We start from the raw sequence: 17577 nt of genomic DNA on the forward strand, positions 1-17577 counted from the left end.
CAATATTCCGGCAACCGTGCCGATCGTCAGATCCGTCACGTTCTCCGCATGATTGGCAAGCACGCCATCATTGACCGCAACCGGCGTATCGTCATCGATCACCACGGTGAAGCTGGTGGTGCCGGTGGAGCCGTCGGCGTCCGTCACCGTCGCCGTGACCGTGAACGGCGCCGTGTTGTCTTCCGTGCCGCTAACCGAATGCTGGACCGGCTGCAGCAGCGTCATGATGTAGTTCGCGCCGCTGTTGGTGACGTTCGTCACCGCGATCGTGAACACCTGGTTGGCCGCGAGGCTGGGATTCGTGCCCTGCACGTAGCCGATCAACTGGCTGCCGACCCATATCGTGTCGACCGCAACCCCGGCCAGCGTCTGCAGGCCCGTCGCATTGCCGGACGTCGACAGCGCAACGCCGCCGATTTGGTCGGCGCCAAGCGTGTAGGAGATGTGGCCCGACAGCACCGGCGCATCGTCGCCCGAACCGCCCGCGTTGCCGCCAGCTCCGGCGATGTCGTCCTCGTCGGCGATCAGGTTAGCCGGCGCCGCCCCCATCGTAACCCCGGTGTCCGTCAGCGTCACCTGGAACGTCGCCGTCGTGGTGTCACCGTCGCCGTCCTTGATCGTATAGGTGAAAGTCTCGTTGACCGTCGCCCCGTTCGCCACGTTCAACGTCGTGTTGGTGTAGACCAGGTTGCCACCGACAATGGCGACCGTGCCGCCATGGTCGCCAGCCCCGATCACCAGCGAGCCCGACGCAGCCGCACCGTCCGCGCCGTAGTGGTCGTTGCCCAATATTCCGGCAACCGTGCCGATCGTCAGATCCGTCACGTTCTCCGCATGATTGGCAAGCACGCCATCATTGACCGCAACCGGCCCGTCGTCGTTGACCTTGACGGTCAGAGACGCATTGGCCGTGTCGTTGTCACTGTCGGTGACCTTTACCGCGAAATTTTCCCCCGTCGCCTGGTCGGCGGCCCCGATCTGGTTGGGATTGGCGTTCGCCACGTTATTCGAGAGCGTGTAGCTGTAGCTATAGACGCCGCCACTTAAGGTCACGGTCAGTACGCCGTTGACACCCTGAACCGTGCCACCAGAAGTGACATCCACCAAGGTGCCGTTCTTGTCCATCACCTCGAGCTTCTGCAGTGTGTCGCCGCCCGTCGTGATGTTGAACGTGCCCTCCGTGGTTTCCGATTGATCCGAGTTCAAGGCCGGATCGGCAACCTCGCCTGTTCCCGCCGGCAGTCCCTTCTCGTCGACAACCGCGGTTGCGTTGACCGACGGCGTCCCACCATCCGGCGTCACATCGATCGTCGGCGTCGAGTCCTTCAACAGGTTGATCGTCACCGTCGCCACCGACGAATCGCCATCACTGTCAACGATCTGGTACTGGAACGTCACCGTCCCTTCCTCGCCGGCAACCGGCGCGTAGGTGAAGGTGCCGTCATTGTGGTAGGTAACCGTTCCAGCGCCGCCGCTGAGCGAGTTCGCCACATAGCTCACCTTGGCCGAATCGGTGATGGCCACTCCGTCCGCGCCAGGCACGTCGTTGGCAAACACGTTCACCGTTACCGCCGCGTTCTCGCTCGCTTGCGTGGCGCTGTCATCATGCGCCGTCGGCATGTCGTCGACGATGTTGATGGTGAGCGTGGTGGAGGCCGGGTCGCCGTCGGTATCAACCACCTGGACGGCGAAGTCGTCATGGGTGGTGTTGCCCGAGGTGTTGTCCAGCAGCGTGTAGGAATAAGTGTAGCCGGTTCCCGGCGTGCCGGTGATGGTCAGGTCGCCATACTGGCCGTGCACCAAAATGCCGCCGGCCGCATTGGTCACCTCGATCTGGGTGTTGTCCTTGTCGGTCACATAGAGGTGGCCGATCGTGTCGCTGCCCGTCGTGATGTTCAGCGAGCCCGTCGCCGTCTCGCTCGGATCGCTGTTGTTGGTGCCGTTGTTGTCGGCGATCTCGCCCGAACCCGCCGGCTCGATACCGCGCACCGCAAGGCCCGCTTCGTTCACCGCGCTGTGCCCCGATGCATCTGGAGCCTGAGGCGTCACATCGATCGTCGGCGTCGAGTCCTTCAACAGGTTGATCGTCACCGTCGCCACCGACGAGTCGCCATCACTGTCAACGATCTGGTACTGGAACGTCACCGTCCCTTCTTCGCCGGCAACCGGTGCGTAGGTGAAGGTGCCGTCATTGTGGTAGGTGACCGTTCCGGTGCCGCCCGCCAGCGATCCCGCGACATAGCTCACCTTGGCCGGATCGGTGATGTTCACCCCGTCCGCGCCGGGCACGTCGTTGGCGAACACGTTCACCGTCACAGCGGCGTTCTCGGTCGCCTGCGTGGCGCTATCGGCAACCGCCGTCGGCACGTCGTCGATGATGGCGACGGCAAAGGTGGTGCTGGCCGTATCTCCGTCGACATCCGTGACAGTGATGCTGAAATTGTCCGGAACCGTGTCGTTCTCGTTGAATCCGTCCCCCTGCTGGGGATGAGTGACCGATTCGGTCACCGTGTAATTGTATTCGATGGCGCCGGTGCTCGGATTATAGGAGACGATCGTCAGGAAGCCGAAATCGCCCGGGATCTGCTGGCCGACACCGGTGACGGTGACGCCGTTGATGACGATCGACCCGATTCCATCCGGCGCATCGATGCTGATCGTTCCGACGCTGGAGGTTTCCGAATGGCTCGGCGCATCACTGCCCGGCGATTGACTTCCGCCGCCATCAAGGCCGGTTTCGCTGGCCGCTTCGCTGGGAGCAAGCAAGGACGTGGCAGTCACTGTAACCTGCCTGTCGACGATCGAGGGGAACAGTTCGCGCCGGTCCAATTGACCAAACTGCAAGGCTGTCGGCGGCAACAGGGCCGACAGGTCGAACCCGTCGCCGATGCCGCCGGGGGGGACCGAGAAGTCTCCGCCTGCGCTCGAGTTCGAACCGCCCGGGCCGGCCGATATGGAACCGTCGGCGCCGAAGGCGACGTCGACGTGGCTTGCTTCCAGCGCTGCCAGCAAGGCAACGCGCGGCACCTCGACGTCGCCGATGATGAAGGTCGGCACGTGCAAGGCGCCGTCCTTGATCACGATCACCGAGCCGTCGGCCTGTTCGAGCACAAGGTTGTTGCCGTCGACCTTGATGTTGTCGATGGAAACGTTGGACGGAAGTTTTACGATGTTGCCAGCGTCAGCCACATATTCGTGTGGTGCGGCCGCAGCGGGTGCGTTTGCCGTCGCCGGCGCCTCCGGCTTGGCGGGCGCTCCGCCGACATCGACCGGCACCGGTTCGGACGCTGCCGGGGCGGGCTGCTGTGCCGCCGTTGCCTGTGCGACCTGCATCTCTGCTGGCGAAATCTGACTGTTGTGTTCACCGGACGCGGAATGGTCGTCCATGGAACCCGAAAAGCTGTCCAGATCGATATTGGTGGTCATTGCTGAAACCCCTCCGTCATTTCCCGGAAAGAGACAGTGGCCACCTCTGCTTTGCAACAGTCCTGCAATCTATTTCATATATTCCGATATGCATGATTCGGCATTTTTTACACGTGGTAAACTACAACAATATAACCTGATATATATTGACGTCCGCGGGTGCCGAATGGGTGGGGGCGAGCCGCGATTCTTTGGTAAATAGAAGTATAAATTTGCATAAAATTTTATGCAAAACAGATGAAGTGATTTGGGGGAAAGTTACCTACCTTCCTTTCCAATAATTTGAGACAAGATTGGTAGCGTCCACAGTCAAAGGTGGGCGTCATGAAAAAAGAAAACTCAGCCTCGGGAAAAACCGGGCTCAAAGTGTTCCTGCTGGCAATCGGGCTTGTCGGCCTGGCAGGGCCATCATTCGCGAACGCCGTTTCCGGCGATGTCGCCGCCACCGGCACGCTTCTGGAAAAGGTCCAGACAACGCCCTGTCTCGGCGGTGTATCGTTGGCGAGGCCTCAGCCCTGGCAGCCAGCGGCCCCTTACCGGATCGGCATGGTGTTCGGCAGCTATGGCCCGGCGGTTGCCGATCGAGGCAACGGCCCATCAATGGCACAAGATGCGGCCGGGATAGATCCGGTGCAGACGGCGTCGATCATTCCGGGCGTATTCGGATCGGTTGCCTTGTCCATGCGCAATTTTCCGGTCGCGGCGCGCTGGGCACCCGTCTACCGGGCAATCACCGCCTGCTCGGCGGGCAGCGCCTGCGAGCGCAAGAGCCCGGCCTTTGCCAGTATGGTCTCCGTCGCTCAAGGCAAGGGATTCAGCGAGAAACTGTCCTTCGTCAACAGCAGCGTGAATCGCCTGATCGCCTATAGGAAAGACAGTATCGTCTACGGCAAACTCGACTATTGGGCGAAGCCGTCGGAAATTCTCGAACGGCGAGCCGGCGACTGCGAGGATTTTGCCATCCTCAAGATGACGGCTCTGCTTAGGGCCGGCATTCCAACGCAGAGCATGGCGCTGGTTGTTCTCCAGGATCGCAAGCGAGGCTTCTTTCACGCAGTGCTGTCGGTGAGCACAGGCAGCGGCACCTTCATTCTCGATAGCCTGAGCAACATGGTTGTGCGCGACAGCGATCTGCCGGATTACGTTCCGCTCTATTCGTTCAGCACGGACCGGGCCTGGATCCACGGCTCGAGACCGGGTGGGGCCCAGATGGCCGACGTCAAAGGCGGTTTCGCAACCGTCGCACCTGGCGAAGGTTTTCAGCCGTAAGTTCTTGTTGGATTGGCCGTGCATTCAGCCGGCGAAGACGAACGCCATCAGCAACTCCGGCTCGACCACCGGCGCGCGCACCGCATTCAACTGCCCCCGATATCGACGCTCACCGGCGCCGATGACAAAGCCGGTGGCCACCGGCGTTTCGCCATTGGCATCGAGCCGCGCGAAGATATCAGCCACATTGAGGTCCAGCGCCAGCTTGAGGTCGTTTCGCGCATCATCACTCGGCGCTATCGGCAGTTGACGCTTGACCAGCTGCTGGAAAGGCGCGTTGAACGTCAGGATCTTCTTCGACGAAGCCAGGGCAAAGGCCGGTGACGGGCAAGCGACCAGTATGGCGTTGATGGTATTGATCGACGCAAGCCTTCGCAAAGTCAGGTTTTCGTCCGCCAATCCGCGCATGCAGGCCACCCTGATCGCAGATGTCAGGTTGCCTGTCTGCGCCTGGCTTTCGGCGATCTCGTCGATGAGCATGCCGATTGTGCATTTCCGGTTTTCGGCCATCTGCTTCAGCGCCATCCAGAATGCCCGCTCCAGACGAATGCCGCGTCGTATGCCGCCGCGCGCCACGACCCGAAATTCCAGCCCGAAATCCGCAGCTGTGACTGAAGGCAGCAGCCGCTCGCGATCGGAATGATGGAGGCTGGCGCTACCGCTCACTCATCGCCTCCTCACGCGCCTTGTTGATCGGCTTCAGGAGGTAGTGCAGGATCGTCTTGCGCCCGGTCTTGATGTCGACTGAACAGATCATTCCGGGGATGATCGAATAGGCTTTGCCGTCTCTCAGAAGTGTCGATTTGTCCGTCGCCACACGCACCTGATAATAGGGTTCCCCTGTCTTCTGATCGACCAGGCTGTCGGCCGTGATATTGGAGACCTTGCCTTCGATGCCGCCGAAGATCGAGAAATCATAGGCGGTGACTTTGATAAGTGCTTCCTGGTCGGGGCGGATGAACGCGACATCCCGTGGCGAGACCCGTGCCTCTACCAGCAAGGTCTCGGAGGTTGGCACGATGCCGGCCACGACGGCGCCAGGCTGGACGAAGGCACCGACCGTATTCAGCTCCAGCGTGTTGACGATGCCGTCCACTGGAGACCGGATATCGGTGCGCGCGACCTTGTCGGTCGCCCCCCTTATGGTTTCATCCACCACCGAAAGTTCCGCCAGCGCCTGGGTAAGGTCGTCCAACGCCTCCTGCTGCAATTGCAGGCCAAGTTCTTCGACCTGAAGCTGAGCTTCCGTGATCGCCGCCTTGGCCTTCTTGACGGTCTCGCCCGCCAGGTTCAGCTGACCGTTGAGTTCGGTTTGTTCACGCTCCACCCGGAGCTGCTCGGTCCTTGCCATCAGGCCTTTCTTGACCATCGCGTCGACCAGTTTTGCCTCCTGGTCGCTGACGGCCAGGTTCTTGGTCAGACGGTCGGAATTGGCGATCGCCTCGGCCAGTTCCTTCTCGCGCTGATCGAGGCGCGACTTGAGCACGGATAGCTTGTTGTCGAAATTCCCGCGTCGGGCGATGAGCAGCTTCTGTTCGTTGTCGCAGATTTGCGGAGCGATCGACTGAATGTCTTGCGGGCACGGAAATGGGCCCGAGAGATTGCCGGCCTGTTCGTATTTCAGCCTTGCTATGCGCACTTCCAGAGCGCGCGCCTTGGCCTGCTGCTCGCCAAGACTGGACGTGTTGAGCGTGTTGTCCAGGCGAATGATGAGATCGTTCTTCTTGACGATCTGGCCGATCGTCACCGCGATTTCCTGAACGACACCGGCTTCACTCGCCTGAATGATCTGCGTCTTGGAAGCGGGTATGACCTTGCCGTCGCCGCGTGCGATCTCATCGACTTCGGCAAAGGATGCCCAGGCGACAAAAACGACGAAGAGCGCTCCTATGATGAATATGGACGCCGACGCAAAGAGCGGCGGTCGATCTTCCCTGGCAAGCATTTCCCACGCCCCAACGCATTGGATGCATTACTATTTGTTCTATCAGGCGCTTGTTTTCTGCAACGCCTGTATGACTTGGTCCTTCGGTCCGTCGGCAACGATCTTGCCCCGTTCGACAACGATCAGGCGATCGGCCAGTTCAAGCATGCTGAAACGATGTGTGGAGACGATCAGCGTGGTGTCTCGGTCAAAGGCGACTTTGAGCTGCTTGATCAACTGGCGTTCCGATGCGAGATCCATCGAGCCCGATGGTTCATCCAGAAAGACGATTTTCGGCTTGGTCAAAAGCAGGCGTGCGATCGCCACCGTCTGCCTCTGGCCGCCGGAAAGATTGGTGCCGCGCTCCCCGACATTCATGTCGTAGCCGCGCGGGTGGCGCGAGACGAAATCGTCGACGCCGGCCGCCTTTGCCGCTTCGATGATCTGCTCATCGGTAGCCTCGGGGCATGCCATCAGGAGGTTTTCCTTGATGGTGCCCGAGAACAGATCGCCAGCCTGCGCAACGATGCCGACCGCGGCGCGAACCTCGGACGGGTGATACTGGCGAATATCGATCCCATCCAGCAGCAGCTCGCCGGAAGTCGGCAGGAAGAGCCTGCCGATCAGCCGGCCCATCGTCGTCTTTCCCGATCCGATGCGGCCGATGATGCCGATCCGCTCGCCCGGCTTCACCGAGAAATTCAGGCCGGTCAAAACCTCGTTTTCCGTGCCGGGATAGACAAACCCGACGTTTCTGAACACCATCGCCCCGTTGCGAATGGGGCGGTTGACGAAACCCACCGTATCGGGTCGGTCTTCCGGCTGAGCCATGATCGAGTTCACCATCCTCAACGAGAGCATGGCCTGGCGGAACCTGGACAGCGTGATGGCGATCTGGCCGAGCGGAGCCACGGCCCGGCTCGCCAGCATCACCGTTCCTATGATCGCTCCCGTCGAAACATGCCCTTCCGAGAAGGCGTAGGCACCGGCCACCACCAGAGCGACGGTCACCAGCTGTTGTATGGACTGGGTTATGTTGCCCGCGGCCGCCGAAAGCTGCTTGATCTTCTCGGACGTGTTGGCGGCGTTCTTGGAGTGCTCCCCCCATTTTCGCAGCAGATACGCCTCGGCGCGCAGCGACTTGATCGTCTCCAGCGTGGAGATGGATTCGACCAGCAGGGATTGGCGTTGCGAGGCTTCGTTCATCGAGGCGGCGACGCGCTTGCCGATGCGGCGCTGGGTAATCAAGCCGACGATGACGGACATCACGAAGGCCAGCGCCGGTATGACCACCAGCCAGTCGCCTATCGCATAGATGACAAGGAGAAAGACGAAGACGAATGCCGTGTCGATGAACACGCTGATGGTGTTCGAGGTGAAGAACTCCCTGACGAACTCATATTGCGTGACCCTGTTTGCGTATTCACCGGTCGAACCGGGACGCGCCGACAGCGACGAGTTCAGCACTTTCTCGAACAGGAGATAGGATATCCGAAGATCCGCCTTGCGCCCGGCATAGTCGATGAGAGAAGCCCTGGCCGTCTTCAAAAGCAGATCGAACAGGATGACGGCGCCAATGCCGATTGCCAGAACCCACAGCGTCGATATCGCCTTGTTCGGCAGGATCCTGTCGTAGACGTTCATCGTGAAGATGGGCGAGGCTATGGCCAGGACGTTGATGAACACCGCCGCCAGAACGACCTTCGAATAGGTGCGCCAGAAAGCGCCCATCGTCCCCGTTAGCCAGTGTCTCCGCTCGATCTTGGCCGCCGAGCCGACCGACATGCCCTCGGCGGCATTGGCATAGGTGATCGAGAAGGACGCTCCGCCGCTGATGTAGCTGGCGGCGAGTTCCGATCTGCCGATTGCGGTGCGGCCGTCTTCCTGGGGCGCGGTGATATACGCACCGTCTTCGGTTTGAGCGAGCAGGGCAACGGGCAACTGGCTGACGCGAAAGACGATGGCCGGCAGGTCGATGCGGCCCCTGAGAAAGTCGCGATGGCTGAACTCGGTGACTTCCATGCCGATGCGCTCGGCAAGGTGCCTGATGTCGTCGATTTCAATTCGCGTGTCCGAGAGCGGCACGCCGGCAAACAGCACGGTCCCGGCGCTCGGCCTGCCGAGATATCCGGCAACAGCTGAGAAGCAGGCCTTGAACGCCTCCTTGGGGGAGAGGATGTTTGGTTGCTGGTTCACGATCTGCCCGTCGGGACTCTCGCTAGACCTTGTGCTGTCTTATTTCTTCCTGACAGGGGCGAGGATATCGAAAGGCAGGTCGTTCTTCTGCTCCGACGGCGTCCGCGCATAGGTTTCGGTGTCCGCGGTTTCCGGTGCCGCAAACTCGGTTCGCGCATAGGCCGTCGCTTGTTTCGCCGGCTGGAGGTTCATCGTTTTCAGCAACTGTCCGGTCGCGGCCAGCAGCCGGTACTGGGCAAACAGCGATGCATAGGACGAGGTATCAGCCAGCGTCGCCGTGTTGAACCGCGTATTCTGTGCATCGAGCACGTCGAGCAGGGAACGCTGTCCGACTTTGAACTGCTCGCGATAGGAAACGACCAGCTTCTCACTGGAGGCGGCCTGCTGCCTCAGGGTCTTTGCCAGATCGGCTTGCCGGAAACGGCGATCCCATGAGGTGCGAACGGCTTCCTCGATTTCGCGCTGGACCTGATGCAGCGCCAGGCGCTGTTCGCTGGTACGGCGGATCTGCTCCTGCTCGTTGGCCTTGTCGATACCGCCGCGGTAGAGGTTCCAGCGCAGGACCACACGCGCCTGCAGGTCGGTGGTGTCGCCATCGTCGCCGTCAATGTCAGCTCCCGCCCGGGCGCGACCTTCAGCGATTATGGAGGGGCCAAATTTTGCCCGCGCGGCATCCACGAGGGAAGCCGCCGCGTCGATGTCGCTGTTGGCCATATGTACGCGCGGATTGCTTTCCCGCGCCAACCCTATTGCCTCGTCAAGCGAGCGTGGGAGCGCGGCCGAGACATCGCCCGGCCTCGAAGGGCTGGTCAGTGGCTTTCCGACTGTCTTGAAGAAGCGGATCTTGGCCGCTTCCAGTTCCTCGGTCGCCTCCTGCATGCGCGCCTTGGCTGCGAACAGCCGTTCCTCGGCTTGTTGACGGTCGGCCTCGTTCAGTGCGCCGCCCGAGATGCCTTGCCGGATGTCGCCCAGAATTGCCTGGTGGAAGCCGAGATTTTTCTTCGCTTCGGCAACGATCGAAGCCTGCAGCATGTATTCCAGGTAGTCCTGGACAACGGACAGCCCGATGAATTCGGACCGTTCCAGCACCCGGAACGAAGCGCCGTCGACGCGCGATGCCTGACGGTTCAATTCGGCCCGCCTTGCGCCGCTGTCATAAAGCGTCTGCGAAACGGTAAGATCCGTTTCAGCCGGATAGAGTGAATCGTCCTCTATCGACAGTGAGCGCCGGGATGGATTGTCGAGCCGGCGAACGCCGGCCGATGCCTCGACATCGACACTGGGAAGATATAGGCCCTTGGCCTGCCGCAGCTCGAACTCGATTGCTTCGCGGTTTTCGATTGCCTGTCCAATCTCGGGATTGGATTCCACCGCAACGGCCATCGCCTCCTTGAGCGTGAGCGCATGAGCGCCCCCGCAGGTCAGCATGGTGGCCGCCATCAAAAGACCAAGGCGCTTGCCTATGGTCGACATGCTTGTCGTATTCATATGAACCCACCCTACGGTTTCCCCAGCGCCCCTATTACTTGAGCGCTATGGCCAAGCCAAGGCCTACCTGTTGGGGGATTATTCACAGATTCATGAAATTTGTGAGCGATTATTGGTTTAGCCGCCACTAAAATGGCGATTCAGATCAGAAGAGCGGCGGGATGTAACAAAAATGGCACATAGATATCGGCCCGCTGCGGTTGTATCCGGACGCCGCCACGTGTGGGAAAGCACAAGAAGACGAAAGCCCGCTGGCCGATGCAGCCAGAATCATATCGGCTATTAGCGGCCGAAGCCGGGGCTGGATCGCTATTTCGGACAGTTCCACGAGGTGCAGGCTGGCCCCGTTTTTCTTCAACGCGCGCTTAACGCAGCCATACGGTCGAGTGCCGAGGTCAGGCCATGCAGCGACACCGGGAATGTCATCGGGGTCTCGGCGTTCGTAGTGACGTTGAGCTTCAGCACCGAGCCCTCTCTCATCTTTCCAAGTATCGGCCGGTCGATGGCAAAGACCGCGAGGCAACCCGTTGGCAAGCAGGTCCTGAAGCGCTGCGGGGACAAAGGCGGCTGATCGTCGATTTGGAGCGTCACGCCCGAATCGAGCAATATGCCGAAGGGCAGAAGCAGGGTAGCCGTCGTCGAACCGTCCGCGCGTCCCGCGATCTCCACCGCAAGAAGCCTCTGGCCGTTCTGCTGGACCTGGTCCTGCGAAAGTGAGCACACCCTCGCCTTTTCGCGAATGGAACAGGCCACGCTCCAGTCCTGATAGACTTCGCGCAGCGACGATGGTCCGTCGGGAACAGCCGCCACCTGTTGCTGGGCCAACGCCGGCGACATCAATGACAATACGATTGCCCCACATGCGGAGACGGCCTTGAGGCCACGCTTCATGTACAAACCCACTCGCGGATGTTGCATTTGCCTCCCGCCGCCTCGCAGGCTTGCAAAGCGAGGTCTTCCGCTTCCTTGCGGGTCTCGGCGGAGTTCACGCCCCAGGACGTCAGCCGGTCGGACTGCTTCTTCTCGGCCACGGCCAGGGCGCCGCAGTGCTTGTAGGGAAAGCCGGTCTCGTCGTCGTCGTTCCAATGGCGGTGGTTGCGGAACACGGTGACAACAGTGCAGCCCTTGCCGCCGGCGTTCTCGCAGTATTTCATCGCGGCGTCCTTCGCTTCCTGGCGCTTGTCGGCGCCCCAGAAGAAGCCGTGCTTGGTGTCGGCGCTGGAGTAGGCGATCGCCCCCCAAATGCCCTTTTCCTCCTTCGGCTCCGGCTCGGGTGGCGCCACCAGATCGGCCGACACGACTTGCCCGCTCCACAGCAGGGCCATGCACAAAACTGCCAGACGTCGCGATTTCATGGTCTGCAATCCTTTCCAGGAGCCCTCGCCCATTCGCCTATCCCGTGTCTCACTTCGACGCCGACGCGATGGAAATCACCACGCAGCTATTGCCTGTCGGCAGGAGAAGCGCTTCACCCGAATTGCCGCCGAGCTCGTACACTTCGACCTGCCCGAGATGGTCGGTAATCTTGCTGCCTTGCGGAAGAACGGACGGGATCTCCGAACACGGGCTGGCGAACGGCGCCACCCGCACCATCGCGCCTTCGCAACCCGACGCGGTGGGCGATGCGAAAACCACGCCGGCGGCCGGTCCGCTGTATTTTTCCGTCGCATAGTCCATGCCGACAAGGGCCTGCACCGCGTGCTTGTCGGCGGCCTGGTCGTTCCACAAGGATTTGACGCTGTATTTCGCGCCCGTCGTCAGAACCTGTCCGAGCACCGGAAAGATTGTCGAGCAGGCCTGCACGCCGGCCTGCTTGACGTGTTCGAGGAAAGGCGAGTCCGGCAATGTGGGCGGCGCCGTCCCGGCCTGCGCGGCGGTCGGGGTGCCGACGAGACCGGCGATCGCGGCATAGTTCGCGGCAGCGAATCCGATGCCCATCATGGCCAGCCCCAGCAGCGAGAAGCCGAGAACGCGCGGCCACCGCCGCTGCCGCTCGGCGATCCTATTGCGATCGGGCTCGACGGTCCTCTTGCGGTCCGGCTCGACGCTCGGGCCACGCGTTGCGGAGATGAACGGGTCTTGCTGGCTCACGATGCTGCCTCGGTTATTTGACTGGCGAAAGGGCTTCCGTCAGCCCTTTGAGTGTTGCGGTCACGGTGATCGTCTGGCCGTCGACGGTCGCGTAGGAGATCGCCGGCGTGGCGCTCTGCGATATCTGCTGGCGCATGACGGGTCCGACCGGCAGCATACCGACGCAGACCATTTCGTTGCAGCCGTTCAAGTGAACGTCGATTGCCTGGCTCCGCCCATCGAACTTCAGCGATACCAGGCCGTCGCTCTTGGCGTTCGGCGCGGTGCGCAGGATCATGTACGGCTTGCCGTCCTTGGTGGCCGCAAGCGACCAGCTGAATGCGACTTTTCCCGCCTGGTCCTCGATAATCTGGGTGACGTTGCAGACCTTCTGGCGGGCCTTCAGGTTCTCGTCACAGATCAGCGTCCAGTTCTCGAACGGGCGAGTGGTCCGTTGATATTCGCCAAGCTTTACGTCCGGAGGCACCGCGACTTCGGAAGGCTTTATTCTATAACCGGCAGCAGGGACCGCCTCCTGCCCGGCTGCGCACAGGCCGGACAGGAGCAGGCAAGTCATGGAAATTGCGACAGCAGAGACTGCTTGCCTCATCATTACCTGGCTCAGTTCAGAGTAAGGCTGACACCCGCGCCAACACCCCAGTGCCCGCCCGCGGCCGTGCCGGACACATTCGCTCGAACGCGTCCTTCCTCACTGGTGTAACCCGCACCAAACGCGAGGGCACCTTCACCGCGCCAGAGGCCTCCGCCGGCCGCCACGCTCAGCTTGCCGGGACGGTCGTCGTACCGCAGCGAGGCGGCCGCCAGGCCGATCGCGGCGGCTTGGCGCGCTTCACTCCGAACCCCGCCCATGTCCATGTTCAGCTGGCTAAGTTTGGAGTCCGTGTACGCATTGGCTTGCTGGAGCGTGGTGCCCGCCACCTTGTCGGTATAGGTTTTCGAATCCGCCAGGTTGAACGACAACCCATCCGTGAGTTGCTTGACGTTGACCGCATCATTGTTCGCGACGCCCGCCCCGACATTGTGGATGACCACCGGCGCGTTCGGGTCGCCGCCGGCGAGCGTTAGCGAGTTGGATTTGTTGCCGTCCACGTTCTTGTCGTACTGGACGGAGAACTCAGTGAGATCGCCGACACTCCCTTGCATTGCCTCGACTGCCTGGTTGGTCGCAAAGAGCTGGCTGCCGTTGATGGCGTCGGTGGAGCTGGAACTGATCCGGCCCGCCGCCACATTGGTGACGGTGCGCTCGTTGCCGACGCTGCCTACGCTCACCGTGCTCGTCGGAGCGGTTCCGGCAAACGTGTAGTTGACGCCGTTGATCGTGGTGCCGGTGGTGGCGACCGCCGCTGCCGTCGTCGAGCCCGCGCCGAGAGCGACGCTGCCCGGCTCGTTGGCCGTGGCGCCGGCGCCAAGCGCCATTGCCTGGGCGCCATTGGCGGTCGAGTTCGTGCCGAAAGCAATGCTGTCGGCCTGATTGACCGTCGCGTTCTGGCCGATCGCGATGCCTCCCGGCGCCGTCTGCTGCACGATGGCGCCGTTGCCGATGCCGATGCCGTTGTCGCCGTTGACGGTCGTGCGCGGACCAACCGCAACCGAATCGACGCCGACCGCGACCGAGTCCGATGCCGTCGAATTGGCGTGGAAATACTTGGTCCCTGTCACCGCGAAAGAGCTCAGCGCGCCCTTCAACTGGCGAAGCGAGACCGCGTCCTGGTCCTCCGTGCCGTCGGCCACATTGGTGATCTGGCGATAGGACGTTGAGGTGCCCACCGAGACGGCGCCGAGCAGTGTCTTGTCGGTGGTGTTGAAGGGAACGAGGCCGGTGCCGGCGAGAACCGATCCCGATACGGGCGCTACCGCACGATCCGAGACCGAACCGGAACCGAGCGCCACGCCACCGTCGATGCTGACATTGCTGTCGCGGCCGAGCGCCAGCGCGCTGTCGCCGGTGGCGGTCGCCTGATAGCCGACGGCGGTGGAGCCCACGCCTTGCGCGAAGGAATCGGTCTGCGCCAGGCCGGCCTCGTTGGTGCGGGCGTAGCGAATGCCGATGCCATTGGCGTCGGTATAGGCGGTCGAGGTGTCGCCGGCGAGGTTGGTGATCGTGGCGCCGAGATTGGTTAGGGAACCGCCGATCGTGCTGAGCGTGGTGCCGATGGCGTCGACGGCCTGGTTGGTGGCGAAAAGCTGCGAACCGTTGATCGCATCCGTCGAGGACCCGCTGATCCGCCCTGCCGCGACGTTGGTGATGGTGCGCTCGGCGCCGACCGCGCCGACGCTGACCGTCGAGGTCGGAGTAGTGCCCTGGAAGGCGTAGGTCGTTCCGTTGATCACGGTGCTGGGCGTGCCGACCGTCACGGCCGTGACCGAGCCCGAGCCGAGCGCGACGTCGCCTGCATTGCCGGCACTGGAGAGGGCGCCCAGCGCGAGCGCATTCTGGGCGCCGGCATTCGCACCCGCGCCAAGAGCCGCGGCCTGAAAGCCGGTGGCAAACGCATTCTGGCCGATCGCCGTGCTGGACGTGGCTGTCGCGTTGGCGTTAGCGCCGATAGCGGTGCTGTATTGGCCCGAGGCCTTGGATATGTAGCCCATCGCCGTTGCGTCGAGGGCCGATGCGACGGCGCCGCTGCCGAAAGCCGAGGCATTGGCGTCGGAGGCGATCGAATTGGTACCGGCCGCGATGGCGTTCGTCCCGGTCGCGGTCGCGACAGGTCCAATCGCGACGGAGTCCGTACCCGTTGCCAAGGAATCCGCTGCCGTCGAGTTGGCATGGAAATACTTGATGCCGCCGATATTGATGTTGGTGATGGCAGCACCGATGGCGTCGACCGCCTGGTTGGTGGCGAAGAGCTGCGAGCCGTTGATCGCATCCGTCGAGAGCGCACTGATGCGCCCCGCCGCCAGGTTGGTCAGGGTGCGCTCGGCGCCGACCGCGCCGATGCTGACCGTCGAGGTTGGGTTGGTGCCCTGGAACGCATAGGTCGTGCCGTTGACCGCCCCGCTCGCTGTGCCGACGGCCGTGGTGGTGACCGAGCCAGAGCCGAGCGCCACGTCGCCGGAACTCGCCGCCGCGGTAGCGCCGTCGCCGAGCGCGACATTGCCCGCAAGGCCGGCAGCGCCCGCGGTGGAGCCGTTGCCCAGCGCCACCGAGCCTTGCCCGATGGCCTTGTTGTTGTTGCCGATGGCGACCGCGCCGTTGGCCATATTGGCCGCGGTGGCGCTCGCCGTGCCATCGCTGTTGGCGATGTTGTTGGCACCGCCGGTGAAGGCGCCGGTGCCGCTGGCGAAGCTCGGATCGCCTATGGCCACCGCGCCGTCGCCATAGGCAACGTTGTCCGCGCCGATTGCCACTGCCTTACCGCCGCTTGCGTACGCACTGGTGCCAATGGCGATCGCGTCGGCGGTGTCCGCGCCGGCGGCGGTGCCGATGGCGATCGCATTTACGTCGAGCGTCACCGCACCCGCTCCGATTGCTGTCGAGCTCGCCGCTGCCGCGAAGGACGTCGTGCCGATGGCGACGGAATCGTCGCCTTGGGCAGTGGTCGAACGGCCGCCCGCGAATGCACCGGCACCGGTGGCCTTGGAGGTGGAACCAAGCGAAGTGGCGTATGTTCCGCTAGCCGTGGCGCCCAATCCCAGCGCGCTGGCATTTGCGGCGGTCGCCGCGGCGTTGTTGCCGAGCGCCGTGGTGGAGACGTCCGTGGCCTGGGCTCCAGAGCCCGCCGCGACCGAGCCCACTCCACTTGACACAGCACCATTGCCCAATGCCAGGGCGAAGTTGCCCGAAGCGTCGGCCAGGTTGCCGACGGCTGCGGAGCTTACCCCTGCCGAGTTGGCCGTCGTGCCGATAGCGATGGAATCGGCGCCCCCGGCAGTTGCCAAACGACCGCCGGCGAACGAACGGTCACCGCTGGCAGTTGCGTTGCCGACGGCGGTCGAGTTCGCTCCCGAAGCAATCGAGAATGTGCCTAGGGCGCTGGAGCCGGCTCCCGTGGCCTGTGTGTTGACGCCGACCGCTAACGAATTGGTGGCGGTCGAGGCCGCGCCTGACCCCAGCGCCATGGAGGCAGCGCCCGAGGCCGCCGCGTTCTTGCCCAGAGCCACCGCGTTTCCTGCAGACGCAATGGATTGACGTCCTATCGCGATAGCGTCAACCTGAGACGCCCTCACGTCCGTGCCGATGGCGATGGCGCTCTCTTGAAGGGCGCCCATTCCCGCAACGGTTCTGTTGCCAAGATTGACGGCGTTGATCGCGGTCGCGTTCGCCTGGAATCCGATGGCGATGGCATTCTGGTTGCTTGCGACGGCGCTATTACCTTGGGCAAGCGAATCCAGCCCGGACGCTGTTGCGCCGAACCCGAGCGCGGTGGCGCGCAGTCCGGTCGCCCGGGTAACATAGCCGATCGCCGTCGAGTTCGTTCCGTCGGCACGCGCGTTCAGGCCAAACGCGGCTGCGCCTGTGGTTGCAACTGAATTGACGCCAATGGAGCTTGCTCCGTCCCCGTTGGCCTTGGCGTTCCCGCCCAGGGCGAGGGCGTTGACGCCGGTTGCGCCTGCAAAGACACCTATGCCTATGGCATTGAGGCCATTGGCACTCATCGTGTAGCCGATGGCGATCGAAGCGTTGCCTGTTGCCGTGGCACCCGTGCCCATCGCCACGCCGTCGTCGCCATTCACGCGGGCTCCCGTGCCGACAGCAGTTGAGGAGGAACCGGCGGCGACGCTGCCGCAACCGATAGCTGTGCTTGCCCCCCCGGCAGAGGGAGTCGTGCAGTTCGCAGTGTTGGTCAGAACCCCATTACCGATGGCAAGCTGCGCGAAAGCCGTTTGCGGGATCATGATCCCCACCACGGCAAGCGCCGCCGCCGACATCCCGCCGACGCCCAGCGTTCCCAGACCCATATTCTTGCGGCCGAGGCCGAGCACGCGGTGGGCCATGCGCAGCACCGCCATCAGGCGGCGGCGTCCCGAACGCGAGCCGCGATCGGCACCCGCGACCCACTGCCCGGTGAAGTTCACCGCCCGATTCCGGACGAACGAGTCACTCGAAATGCGATTGTCGGTCATGGTTCCCTCTCCGCTGGCCGGCACGAAATGTCTGACAATTCCGCTCGACAGCAGGAAGACATGATTCCTGCCTGCGGTATTTCAGGAAATTGCTGTCTCGTGAGAAAATATCGCCGCAG

At 62.7% G+C, this 17577-nt stretch carries 11 protein-coding genes; 1 reads left to right on the plus strand and 10 read right to left on the minus strand.

The window, feature by feature from the left end; all coding sequences use genetic code 11:
* Positions 1 to 3426: beta strand repeat-containing protein (locus NKI73_RS28900; RefSeq protein WP_352634847.1), on the minus strand; the 3426-nt coding region annotated here is incomplete at its 3' end.
* Positions 3427 to 3750: 324 nt separating this feature from the next.
* On the opposite strand from NKI73_RS28900, the gene NKI73_RS28905 reads away from it, so the two are divergent.
* Positions 3751 to 4695 (plus strand): transglutaminase-like cysteine peptidase, encoded by a 945-nt coding sequence (locus NKI73_RS28905; RefSeq protein ID WP_352634849.1) that lies wholly within the window; start codon positions 3751 to 3753, stop codon positions 4693 to 4695.
* 24 nt (positions 4696 to 4719) lie between these two features.
* Here NKI73_RS28905 and NKI73_RS28910 read toward each other — a convergent pair whose 3' ends face one another.
* From NKI73_RS28910 to NKI73_RS28950, 9 genes are all read right to left on the minus strand, one after another.
* Entirely contained in the window at positions 4720 to 5361 is a 642-nt protein-coding gene (locus tag NKI73_RS28910) for a ribbon-helix-helix domain-containing protein (protein WP_352634851.1), read from the minus strand.
* On the minus strand, positions 5351 to 6640 hold the full coding sequence (locus NKI73_RS28915) for an HlyD family type I secretion periplasmic adaptor subunit (RefSeq protein WP_352634853.1): 1290 nt from the start codon (positions 6638 to 6640) through the stop codon (positions 5351 to 5353). Before NKI73_RS28915 ends, NKI73_RS28910 begins: the two co-directional genes overlap by 11 nt.
* 42 nt (positions 6641 to 6682) lie before the next feature.
* Complete coding sequence (locus NKI73_RS28920; RefSeq protein WP_352634855.1) at positions 6683 to 8815, minus strand: type I secretion system permease/ATPase; 2133 nt, start codon at positions 8813 to 8815, stop codon at positions 6683 to 6685.
* 39 nt (positions 8816 to 8854) lie between these two features.
* Positions 8855 to 10303, minus strand: coding sequence for a TolC family outer membrane protein (locus NKI73_RS28925; RefSeq protein WP_352634856.1), 1449 nt, complete (start codon positions 10301 to 10303; stop codon positions 8855 to 8857).
* Positions 10304 to 10657: 354 nt separating this feature from the next.
* Positions 10658 to 11194: an invasion associated locus B family protein gene (locus tag NKI73_RS28930; protein WP_352634858.1), complete on the minus strand. Its 537-nt coding sequence runs from the start codon at positions 11192 to 11194 to the stop codon at positions 10658 to 10660.
* Positions 11191 to 11658 carry a DUF4189 domain-containing protein gene (locus NKI73_RS28935; protein WP_352634860.1) on the minus strand — a complete coding sequence of 156 codons (468 nt, stop codon included), beginning with the start codon at positions 11656 to 11658 and terminating at the stop codon, positions 11191 to 11193. The genes NKI73_RS28930 and NKI73_RS28935 overlap by 4 nt, the downstream gene beginning before the upstream one ends.
* A gap of 49 nt (positions 11659 to 11707) precedes the next feature.
* On the minus strand, positions 11708 to 12394 hold the full coding sequence (locus NKI73_RS28940) for a hypothetical protein (protein ID WP_352634862.1): 687 nt from the start codon (positions 12392 to 12394) through the stop codon (positions 11708 to 11710).
* Positions 12395 to 12407: 13 nt separating this feature from the next.
* On the minus strand, positions 12408 to 12986 hold the full coding sequence (locus tag NKI73_RS28945) for an invasion associated locus B family protein (RefSeq protein WP_352634864.1): 579 nt from the start codon (positions 12984 to 12986) through the stop codon (positions 12408 to 12410).
* An 8-nt stretch (positions 12987 to 12994) separates the two neighbouring features.
* Positions 12995 to 17458 (minus strand): YadA-like family protein, encoded by a 4464-nt coding sequence (locus NKI73_RS28950; protein WP_352634866.1) that lies wholly within the window; start codon positions 17456 to 17458, stop codon positions 12995 to 12997.
* Between the last annotated feature and the right edge of the window lie 119 nt (positions 17459 to 17577).

Origin of the sequence: Mesorhizobium sp. M0496, from assembly GCF_040321205.1 — a bacterium.
Classification (GTDB): Bacteria; Pseudomonadota; Alphaproteobacteria; order Rhizobiales; family Rhizobiaceae; genus Mesorhizobium.